At 71.4% G+C, this 9753-nt stretch carries 9 protein-coding genes; 6 read left to right on the top strand and 3 right to left on the bottom strand.

The features are described 5' to 3' along the window. Positions 1 to 531 (bottom strand): aldehyde dehydrogenase family protein (locus ACRDP3_RS03730; protein WP_431515353.1); only part of this gene is annotated, 531 nt, incomplete at its 3' end. A gap of 264 nt (positions 532 to 795) precedes the next feature. Here ACRDP3_RS03730 and ACRDP3_RS03725 point away from each other — a divergent pair. Next, positions 796 to 1119 carry a DUF952 domain-containing protein gene (locus ACRDP3_RS03725; RefSeq protein ID WP_431515352.1) on the top strand — a complete coding sequence of 108 codons (324 nt, stop codon included), beginning with the start codon at positions 796 to 798 and terminating at the stop codon, positions 1117 to 1119. 14 nt (positions 1120 to 1133) lie between these two features. Here ACRDP3_RS03725 and ACRDP3_RS03720 read toward each other — a convergent pair whose 3' ends face one another. After that, the gene (locus ACRDP3_RS03720; protein WP_431515351.1) at positions 1134 to 1709 is read right to left on the bottom strand and encodes a carboxymuconolactone decarboxylase family protein; all 576 of its coding nucleotides are present in this window, start codon (positions 1707 to 1709) and stop codon (positions 1134 to 1136) included. Between the two features lie 237 nt (positions 1710 to 1946). On the opposite strand from ACRDP3_RS03720, the gene ACRDP3_RS03715 reads away from it, so the two are divergent. The 4 genes from ACRDP3_RS03715 to ACRDP3_RS03700 all read left to right on the top strand — a co-directional run bounded on the left by ACRDP3_RS03715 (position 1947) and on the right by ACRDP3_RS03700 (position 6030). Continuing rightward, positions 1947 to 2276 carry a GlsB/YeaQ/YmgE family stress response membrane protein gene (locus tag ACRDP3_RS03715; RefSeq protein WP_431515350.1) on the top strand — a complete coding sequence of 110 codons (330 nt, stop codon included), beginning with the start codon at positions 1947 to 1949 and terminating at the stop codon, positions 2274 to 2276. 110 nt (positions 2277 to 2386) lie between these two features. Next, on the top strand, positions 2387 to 3565 hold the full coding sequence (locus ACRDP3_RS03710; RefSeq protein WP_431515355.1) for a TerD family protein: 1179 nt from the start codon (positions 2387 to 2389) through the stop codon (positions 3563 to 3565). 194 nt (positions 3566 to 3759) lie between these two features. After that, complete coding sequence (locus ACRDP3_RS03705) at positions 3760 to 5157, top strand: NADP-dependent succinic semialdehyde dehydrogenase (protein ID WP_431515349.1); 1398 nt, start codon at positions 3760 to 3762, stop codon at positions 5155 to 5157. Positions 5158 to 5265: 108 nt separating this feature from the next. Then, complete coding sequence (locus tag ACRDP3_RS03700; RefSeq protein ID WP_431515348.1) at positions 5266 to 6030, top strand: crotonase/enoyl-CoA hydratase family protein; 765 nt, start codon at positions 5266 to 5268, stop codon at positions 6028 to 6030. Between the two features lie 51 nt (positions 6031 to 6081). On the opposite strand, the gene ACRDP3_RS03695 is transcribed toward ACRDP3_RS03700, so the two are convergent. After that, on the bottom strand, positions 6082 to 7596 hold the full coding sequence (locus tag ACRDP3_RS03695; RefSeq protein WP_431515354.1) for a hypothetical protein: 1515 nt from the start codon (positions 7594 to 7596) through the stop codon (positions 6082 to 6084). Positions 7597 to 7826: 230 nt separating this feature from the next. Between ACRDP3_RS03695 and ACRDP3_RS03690 the strand changes: the two genes are divergently transcribed. Next, positions 7827 to 9710: an endonuclease/exonuclease/phosphatase family protein gene (locus ACRDP3_RS03690; RefSeq protein WP_431515347.1), complete on the top strand. Its 1884-nt coding sequence runs from the start codon at positions 7827 to 7829 to the stop codon at positions 9708 to 9710. Positions 9711 to 9753: the final 43 nt, after the last annotated feature.

The raw sequence follows: 9753 nt of genomic DNA, 5'->3' as shown, positions 1-9753 counted from the left end.
GAGCTGGGAGGTCAGCGGATGTGACTCGTGCGCCTTGACCACGACCGGGCACCCGGCTGCGACCGCGGACGCGGTGTCGCCGCCCGGCACCGAGAAGGCGAGCGGGAAGTTGGAGGCGGCGTAGACGGCGACGACCCCGAGCGGGATCTTGTACCGGCGCAGGTCGGGGCAGGGCGGGGTCGCGTCCGGGTTACGGTGGTTGATGGTGACGCCGAGGTAGCCGCCGTCCTCGATCTCGTGGGCGAAGGCGCGCAGTTGGGCTGTGGTACGGGCCAGCTCCCCGGTCAGCCGGGGCCGCCCGAGCGCGGTCTCCGCGTCCGCGGTGCCGATGATCTCCTCGCCCGCCGCGTCCAGTTGACCGGCGGCGGCACGGAGCAGGGCGGCCCGCACGGTGCGGTCGGCGAGCGGCTCGCGGCCGGCGTGGGCGGCGCGTACCGCCGCGTCGACGTCGGCGGCCGTGGCCTCCGTGCCCACCTGCTCGCGCTGTTCTCCGGTCCGGGGGTCGACGCTCCACACTGGTGTTGCTGCCACCGCGAATTTTCCTCCTGCCGAGTGCTCGTCCGCACAGAGAGCTCGTTCGACATACTGAACGTCGTCTCTGTCAGTGAACTTCTCCGGGGACTCTAGGAGTGCCGCGACAGAGGGGTCAAGGTCGGTGTCAGCCGGCGAGACAGGCGGCGGTTCGCAGGTCAAGCACGGTCGGCACGCTCTCGTGGACGTGGAGGAGCGCGACGGTGAAGCCTTTCGCGACGGCGTCGCAAACCAACGACCTGGTACGGGTCGTAACGTTGCCTCATGGCTGAGCTGTTGCACATCACCGAACGCTCCCTGTGGGAGGCCGCTCGCGCCTCCGGCACGTACGAGATGTCCACGCGCGGACGCACCCTGGCGGAGGTGGGGTTCGTCCACTGCTCGCTGCGGCACCAACTCCCCCAGGTGGCAGCGCTCTTGTACGGCGACTGCGACCCGGGGGAGCTGGTGGTGCTCGTCATCGACAGCGAGCGGCTCCGCTCACCTCTGCGCTACGAGCCGCCGGCCCCCGGAGCGGAGGAGTTCCCCCACATCTATGGCCCGTTGCCGGTGACCGCCGTCGTCGCGGAGGAGGCGTGGAGCGGTTAGGGCGGCAACGGCTGCTAGGAGGACGCCGATCCACGCTGGCGCAGCGGGACCGCGCACTGGTCGGAGAAACCCTGGCCCACGAGGCCGAGAGCGGCGTTGATGCGGGAGCGGTGGTTCTCGACGGCGACGATCGCCGTCAGTTCGATGAACGCCCGCTCCCCCAGCTCGGTGATCAGCCGCTCCGCCATCCCGTCGGTCACGGTCGGCTCGGTCTCGGTCATCGCCTCCGCGAACTCCATGACCAGCAGTTCCACTTCACCGAAGCGCTCCCGGTGCTCCCGCCATGCGGGAACGTACTGGACCTTCTCCATGGGCATGCCCAGGTCCTCGGCCAGCCAGTGCCCGAAGTCCACACACCAGGAGCAGCCGATGCGGGCCGCCGAGACCATCTCGGCGAGGTGCTTGAGTCCGGGGTCCAGGTCCCGCCACTTGGCGATGCGCTGCTCGTAGCGGGCACCTGCACTCAGCACGGCCGGGTTGTGCCCCATGGCCAGGACCGGGTCGAGGACCTTGCCGTACTTGCGCCGCGAGTACCACACGGCGAGGCGCAGAAAGACGCTGCGCGGCGGATCGAGTGAGATGCGGGCCATGGTGATGCTCCTTCGTCCTGCGTACGGGCGGGTCTGTGCCGTTCCGGCTGACACCTATACGACGGGACTGCCCGCGCGGATGTGACATGGGCCGGCGGACCACCCGGACGGGTCATTCGATCTCGGCGGCCCGGTCCGCCGGTGCCCGCCGATCAGCCCGTACTGAAACGGCAGTTGGGGGCATGATGGGACCCACGACAGATCACGCAGCTTGTTCACGGGGAGGGCTCGCCCATCATGTATTTCGTCGCCGGATCCGGTACCGACTCCGCGGTCTCCGATCTCCTGGACTCGGGAATCCTCAGCTGGCTGATCCTGGGACTGATCGCGGGCACCATCGCCAAGGTGCTCCTGCCGGGCCGGGACCCGGGCGGTCTGCTCGGCACCGTGCTCATCGGAATCGCCGGGGCGTTCATCGGCGGCTGGCTCTCCTCGGCCTTCCTGGACAGGTCGGTCGACCACAACTTCGTCGACCCGGCGCTCTGGGTGGCCGCCATCGCGGGCTCGCTGGTGCTGCTGATCGCGTACCGGATCTTCTTCGGCCACTCCCGCGAGCGCCGCCGCTGACGCGTGGCCGGCGACGCCGGCGCCCGCTCCGACGAGCCCGGCGGCGACGACCTCGACCTCGGCAAAGGAACCGCAAAGCGGCGCCGCTCGTTACGACCGGCATGACCGCAATGACTTCCGGCTCGAATCTTCCGCTGACCGCCGCACGCGTGGCGGTGGAGGTGACCGCGCCGACCCGGCTCGACGTATCCGGACTGCTGCTCGGCGCCGACGGCAAAGTGCGCTCCGACGACGACTTCGTCTTCTACAACCAGCCGACGGCTCCGGGTGTGACCCACAGCAGCGGTGCCGCCGACACGATCACCGTGGACACGGGCGCGGTGCCCGCCGACGTGCAGAAGATCGTGGTCACGGCGAGTCCGGACGCCCCCGGCGCGTCCTTCGCCGGCATCGAGCCGACCGCCACCGTGCGGGACGCCGGTACGCAGGGAGTCGTCGCCACCTTCACCCCGCCCCCACTGGGCGCCGAGACGGCCCTGGTCGTGGTGGAGATCTACCGCCGCGGGGACGCCTGGAAGGTGCGCGCGGTGGGCCAGGGCTATTCCAACGGGCTGGGCGGCATCGCCACCGACTTCGGTGTGACGGTGGAGGAACCGGCGCCCGCTCCGGCCCCGGCCCCCGCGCCCACCCCGCAGGCGGCACCCACTCCGCCACCCGCGCAGGCTCCGGCGGCTCCCGCCGCAACGTCGGCCGCCCCCGGCAAGATCAACCTCGACAAGGGCAAGGTCAGCCTGCAGAAGAACCAGACCGTTTCGCTCGTCAAGGGCGGCCGTCCGATGCTGAGCAGCGTCAGGATGGGCCTCGGCTGGGAGCCCGCCTATCGCGCGGGCAGGCGGGCCCAGGCGATCGACCTGGACGCCTCCGTCATCGCCTATGACGCCAACCGCAAGAAACTGGACGCCTGTTACTTCGGCAAGCTCATGATCCTCAACGGCATGGTGCAGCACTCCGGCGACAACCTCACGGGTGAGGGAGGGGGCGACGACGAGGCCATCACCGTCCACCTGGGTGACCTCCCCCCGCAGGTGACCGGCCTGGTCTTCACCGTCAACTCCTACTCGGGACAGAAGTTCACCGACGTCGCCAAGGCGTACTGCCGGCTTCTCGACGCGGGGAGCGGCCAGGAACTGGTCCGCTTCGACCTCAGCAGCGCCGAGCCACGCACCGGGGTGCTGATGTGCAAGCTCGTCCGGCAGTTCTCCGGCGAGTGGGACATGACCGCCCTCGGGGAGTACGTGGACTCGCGTACCGTCCGCGGCATGATCAAGCCTGGCGGCGCCGCCCTGTAGGGCGGCGCGTGGGCGCACGGGCGCTCGGGAGCGGGTGCGGGGCGCGACTGGCTTCCATCGCGCCCCCGCTGCCATAGCGCGGCGGATCCGGGGTACCGCAAAGGGGACACGGCACTCCGCCGCACGTACGCGAAGCATGCGCCGGGCAGCCACCGAGCAGCCACGGAAGCAGGCACGAGAAGGAGGCGCTTCACATGGCCATCGCCACCGTGAATCCGGCCACGGGCGAGACCCTCAAGACGTTCGACGCATTCAACGTCGGCGAGATCGAAGAACGGCTCTACCGGGCCCACAGCGCCTTCCAGGACTTCCGCCGCACCGACTTCGCGCAGCGCTCCGCGCTCCTGAACCGGGCGGCGGACCTGCTGGAGGCCGACCAGGACGACATCGCCCGCACCATGACCACGGAGATGGGCAAGACCCTGGTCTCCGCCCGTGCCGAGGCGGCCAAATGCGTGAAGGCGATGCGCTGGTACGCCGAGCACGCCGCGGAGCAGCTCGCCGACGAGCACCCCGCCCCCGGAGACGTCCAGGACTCCGGCGCGGCCCGCGCGTACGTGCGCTACCGCCCGCTGGGCACCATCCTCGCCGTCATGCCCTGGAACTTCCCGCTCTGGCAGGTCGTCCGCTTCGCCGCCCCGGCACTCATGGCGGGCAACACGGCACTGCTCAAGCACGCGTCGAACGTGCCGCAGACGGCGCTCTACCTGGAGGACCTCTTCCGCCGGGCCGGGTATCCGGAGGGCGCGTTCCAGACCCTGCTCGTCGGCTCGGCGGCGGTCGAGGGCATCCTGCGTGACGAGCGGGTCGTGGCCGCCACCCTCACCGGGAGCGAGGTCGCCGGCCGCTCGGTCGCCTCGGTCGCGGGCGACGAGGTCAAGAAGACGGTGCTGGAGCTGGGCGGCAGCGATCCGTATGTGGTGCTGCCGTCGGCCGATCTGGACAAGGCGGTGCGGACGGCCGTCACCGCCCGCGTGCAGAACGCGGGCCAGTCCTGCATCGCGGCCAAGCGCTTCATCGTGCACACCGACGTCTTCGACGAGTTCGCGGCCAGGTTCGTTGACCGGATGTCGACCCTGACGGTCGGGGACCCCATGGCGGAGGCCACCGATGTCGGGCCGCTCTCGAGCTCGCAGGGCCGTTCGGACCTGGAGGAGCTCGTCGACGACGCCACCCGGCGCGGCGCCGCCGCGCTGTGCGGCGGACAGCGGCCACCGCTCCTCGAGCACGGCTGGTTCTACGAGCCGACCGTGCTCACGGGCATCACGGAGGAGATGAGGATCCACCGCGAGGAGACCTTCGGACCCGTCGCGACCCTCTACCGGGTGGCGGACGTGGACGAGGCGGTGACGCTCGCCAACGACACCTCCTTCGGCCTCAGCTCCAACGCGTGGACCCGCGACGCCGCCGAGCAGGAGCGGCTGACCCGCGACCTCCAGGCCGGCGGCATCTTCTTCAACGGCATGACCGCCTCCCACCCCGGCCTGCCCTTCGGCGGCGTCAAGCGCTCCGGTTACGGGCGGGAGCTGGCGGGACACGGCATCCGCGAGTTCTGCAACGCGACGACGGTGTGGTTCGGCCCGGAGCAGTAGCGCAGAGCAGGGCGGCGGGCGGATGGGGCCCGGCGGTCCGGCGGTAGGGTCTGCACCGCCGGACCCCATCCCCCGTCCGTCCCAGTCCCAGCCGGAGGCCGAGCCCGCGTGACCGTACGTACCGAGAGCCAGGGACCGGTCACCACCGTCGTCCTCTCCCGCCCCGCCGCACGCAACGCCGTCGACGGCGCGACGGCCACCGCCCTCGCCGACGCCTTCCGGGCCTTCGAGGCCGACGAGGAGGCGCGGGTCGCGGTCCTGTGGGGCGAGGGCGGCACCTTCTGCGCGGGCGCCGACCTCAAAGCCATCGGCACCGACCGCGCCAACCGGGTGGAGCCGGACGGCGACGGCCCGATGGGCCCGACCCGGCTGCGGCTGTCGAAGCCGGTGATCGCCGCGGTCAGCGGCCACGCGGTCGCCGGCGGCCTCGAACTGGCCCTCTGGTGCGACCTGCGAGTGGCGGAGGAGGACGCGGTCTTCGGCGTCTTCTGCCGCCGCTGGGGAGTCCCCCTGATCGACGGCGGCACTGTGCGCCTCCCCCGGCTGATCGGCACCAGCCGGGCCATGGACCTCATCCTCACCGGCCGCCCGGTCCCCGCCGGCGAGGCGTACGACATCGGACTGGCCAACCGCCTCGTCCCGCCCGGCACCTCCCGCGCCGCCGCCGAGGAGCTGGCCGCCGGACTGGCCCGCTTCCCGCAGGCCTGTCTGCGCGGCGACCTCGCCTCCGTGCACGACCAGGAGGGCCTTACCGAGGAGGAGGCGATGGCCCGCGAACTCCGCCACGGACAGGCCCCGTTGCTCCAGGCCGCGGACGGCGCGGCCCGCTTCGCCGCAGGCGCGGGCCGGCACGGCGACTTCGGGGCGGTCTGATCCACCACCGGTCGCCCCGCCGGTCCGGCCACCCGCGCCCCGCGGGGACGGTCAGCCCAGCCGGCTGCGCGCCTTGAAGGCGGCCTTGCGGGCGTCCTTCGCCGTCTCCTTGACGGGATGCACGCGGCCCATCGCCTCCAGCACGTCGCCGGTCGCCGGATGGTCGACCTTCCACACCTTGTCGAAGAAGCCGTTGTGCTGGTCGACCAGTCCCTGTACGAGGCCCTGGAGTTCGGCTGCCTCACCCGCCGTGGCCAGTTGCGCGGCGATCGTGTCGACGGTCAGCCAGAAGACCATCTCCTCGTCCGGCTGCGGCACGTTCGCGGCGCCGCGCTCGGCCAGCCACACCCGTGCCAGTCCGCCCAGTTGCCGGTCCTCCAGCACGTCGCGCAGCGCGGGTTCCGCCTCCGTGCCGACCAACGAGAGCGTCTGCTGGCAGGCGAGCCTGCGGGCGGGCGCCTGCTCGTCCGTGCCGCGTGCCGCCGCGAGGAGTTCGCGGACGGCCTGCAGGGTCGTACGGGCGGCGAGCCAGGACTCGATCTCCGCCTGCGCGTTCTCCTCGGTGTAGGCGGGGAGCGCGTCGAGCAGCTTGACCGCGTCGGCCTCGGCGAGGTCACCGACGGCCGGCACGTCGATGCCCGCGTCCCGGATACGGGCCCGTACGCCGTAGACGCCGAGCGAGGTCAGCCGCACCATGCCGTACCGCGAGACGTCCTCGTCGTCCAGCCCCTCCGGCAGGTCACCGTCCTCGTCCGTCTCCTCCGTCAACGCCTCGTCCACCGGGCGGTATTCGATCAGTCCGATCGGCGCGAGCATGCGGAACTGCTCGTCGAGCTTCATCATCGCCGCCGAGACCTCTTCGAGTACGTCGTCGGTCGGCTCCTCCACGTCGTCGGGGATGGTCATCGACGCGGCGAGTACCGGCAGCGGCACCATCGCGCCGGCCGAGACGGCCTGGTCGGTGGCGGTGAAGAGATAGAGGTTACCCAGGGCGCTGTCGAGGAAGTCGGCCTCCTCCTCCGGGTTCCAGTCCAGGGCGTCGAGATCGATCGCGTCCGGGTCGATCTTTCCGTCCTCGCCCGTGACGTCTTCGAGGCCGCCGAGCAGGTCTTCGAAACTGGGTGTCGCGGCGTCGGCGAGCACGCTCTCCAGTCCGTCCTGCCACAGGTCGAGCACGTCGCCGGGGCTGCCGCCGCCCTTGAGCCGGTCGAGCTCCTCGCCCGGGCGGGCGGTGCCCACCGGCTCCTCCGTCAGGCTGTCCCCCGCTTCGGTGTCCCCTTCCCCGTCTTCCTCGACGTCCAGCAGGCCCATGTCGATGGCCAGATGCCAGGCCTGTGCCGCGTGGGCCGGGCCGTCCTCGTCGCCGGAGAGGCCGATCTGCTCGACCGCCTCCGCCAGCCGGCCGGCGAGGAGTTCACCGCCGGCACCGACGGGCACCCCGCCGTCGGCCCAGCCCGCCAGCTTCGCGGCCCACGCGAAGAGCGGTGCGGCGAGCGCCTCCCTGGCCAAGTCGGCGTCGGAGGGCAGCCGCACGGGCGGCAGGGCGGGACGGTCCTCAACGGACATGTCACCGGACATCAGCGTGCTCAACTCCTACGGATACTGCGGATCGCGACGTGCGGGCCCCCAGCGTAGACGGGATCTGCCCGCCGCTGCCCGAATCGTGCGCCGGTCACCCCCGGCACCGGTCCCGGACGGTGCGGCAGGCTCGCCGCGGTCGCATCACAGCCCGGACGAGAAGGCCGTCATCTTCTTGACAACTGGGCTTTCGAGACCAGACTTTACGCGCGTAGAGAATGCCCCGACCACCGTTCGCTACCCCTCCGGAGGCACCGTTGTCGTCTCGTCTCGCCCGCACCTCGGCACTCACCGTCGCGGCGCTGTGCTCCACACTGCTCGTGCTGCCCTCCTCCTCGGCGGCCGACGGCCCGGCCGAGAAGGCCCGCCTCCACGACATCCAGGGCAGCACCCGGATATCCCCCTTCGCGGGCCGCCACGTCACCGACGTGCCCGGCGTCGTCACCGCCGTGCGCGGCTTCGGCAAGGCCCGCGGTTTCTGGCTGCAGGACCCGAGACCCGACCGCGACCCGGCCACCAGCGAGGGCATCTTCGTCTACACCGCCGCGAAGACCCCCGACGTCGCGACCGGCGACTCCGTACTGGTGTCCGGCGACGTCAGCGAGTTCTACCCCGGCGGCGAGAAGGGGGCCGGCCAGTCGGTCACCCAGCTCACCAAGGCGGCCTGGACGGTGCGGGCCAGGGGCGAGCGGCTGCCCCGCGCCGTACGCCTGAACGCCGACCGCGTCCCGGACGCGTACGCGCCGGAGGGCGGGGACGGCCGCAGCATCGAGTCGCTGCCGCTGCGTCCCGGCGACTACGCCCTCGACCTCTACGAGTCGCTCGAAGGCATGCGCACCCAGCTCAGGAACGCCCCCGTGACGGGACCCACCTCGAGGTTCCACGAGCTGTGGGTGACCGCCGACCCCGACGAGAACCCGACTCCGCGCGGCGGCACCCTCTACGGCGGCTACGACCAGCAGAACGGCGCCCGGCTCAAGGTCAGTTCGCTGCTCCCGCTCGACGAGCGCCCCTTCCCCGAGGCCGACGTCGGTGACGCGCTTCGCGGCACGACCGCGGGCCCGCTCGACTACGACAACTTCGGCGGCTACACCGTACGGGCCACCACACTGGGCGAGTTGAAGGACAACAAGCTCAAGCGGGAGAAGACCCGCAAGCAGCGCGAGGGCCAGCTCTCCGTCGCCACCTACAACGTGGAGAACCTCTCCCCGCAGACCGACCCGGCCAAGTTCACCCGCCTCGCCGAGGCTCTGGTGCACAACCTCGCCTCCCCCGACATCGTCGCCCTTGAGGAGGTGCAGGACAACACCGGCCCGGACGACGACGGCACCGTCGCCGCCGACAAGACCCTCGACCAGCTGACCGCGGCCATCAAGAAGGCGGGCGGTCCCGCGTACGAGTGGCGGCAGATCAGCCCGGAGGACAAGGCGGACGGCGGCCAGCCCGGCGGCAACATACGCGTCGCGTTCCTCTACAACCCCGGCCGGGTCTCCTTCGCCGACCGCGCGGGCGGCGACGCCGGCACGCCGGTGAAGGTGACGGAGAAGGACGGCGTTCCGGCGCTGTCCGCCAACCCGGGGCGGGTGGCGCCCCAGGACGACGCGTGGAAGGCGAGCCGCAAGCCGCTGGCCGGGGAGTTCCGCTTCCGGGGCCGGCAGGTCTTCGTCGTCGCCAACCACTTCAGCTCCAAGGGCGGCGGCGATCTGGAGGGCGACGAGCCGATGGAGGGACGTCTCCAGCCGCCCGTACGGCACTCGGAACCGCAGCGGGTCGAGCAGGCGAAGCTGGTCAACTCCTTCGTCAAGGAGGTGGAGTCCGTCGACCCGGACGCGGCCGTCGTCGTGGCCGGCGACCTCAACGACTTCCCCTTCTCCCCCAGCCTGGACGCGATACGCGACGGCGGCGCCCTCACCAGCCCGATGGACGAGCTGCCCGGCGACGAGCACTACGGCTACGTCTTCAACGGCAACTCACAGGTTCTCGACCATGTGTTGACCAGCCCGGGCGCGGGCAGCGTGGAGTACGACATCGTGCACATCAACTCCGAGTTCCACGACCAGTCCAGCGACCACGACCCCTCGGTCGTCCGCCTCCGCCCCTGACCCGGCTCGCGGGCGTGGACTGTTCAGCGTTGCTGAACAGTCC

The sequence above is a fragment of the Streptomyces sp. genome, from assembly GCF_050698815.1.
GTDB lineage: Bacteria > Actinomycetota > Actinomycetes > Streptomycetales > Streptomycetaceae > Streptomyces.
Note: the sequence above shows the minus strand (reverse complement) of the source record. Positions and strands in the feature narration are given on the sequence as shown.

Bases quoted from the DNA above. Each gene is read 5' to 3' on its own strand.
- ACRDP3_RS03725 (WP_431515352.1), top strand. From the start codon at position 796: ATGGCTGAGCTGTTGCACATCACCGAACGCTCCCTGTGGGAGGCCGCT.
- ACRDP3_RS03695 (WP_431515354.1), bottom strand. From the start codon at position 7,596: ATGTCCGTTGAGGACCGTCCCGCCCTGCCGCCCGTGCGGCTGCCCTCC.
- ACRDP3_RS03715 (WP_431515350.1), top strand. From the start codon at position 1,947: ATGTATTTCGTCGCCGGATCCGGTACCGACTCCGCGGTCTCCGATCTC.
- ACRDP3_RS03710 (WP_431515355.1), top strand. From the start codon at position 2,387: ATGACTTCCGGCTCGAATCTTCCGCTGACCGCCGCACGCGTGGCGGTG.
- ACRDP3_RS03705 (WP_431515349.1), top strand. From the start codon at position 3,760: ATGGCCATCGCCACCGTGAATCCGGCCACGGGCGAGACCCTCAAGACG.
- ACRDP3_RS03720 (WP_431515351.1), bottom strand. From the start codon at position 1,709: ATGGCCCGCATCTCACTCGATCCGCCGCGCAGCGTCTTTCTGCGCCTC.
- ACRDP3_RS03690 (WP_431515347.1), top strand. From the start codon at position 7,827: ATGCCCCGACCACCGTTCGCTACCCCTCCGGAGGCACCGTTGTCGTCT.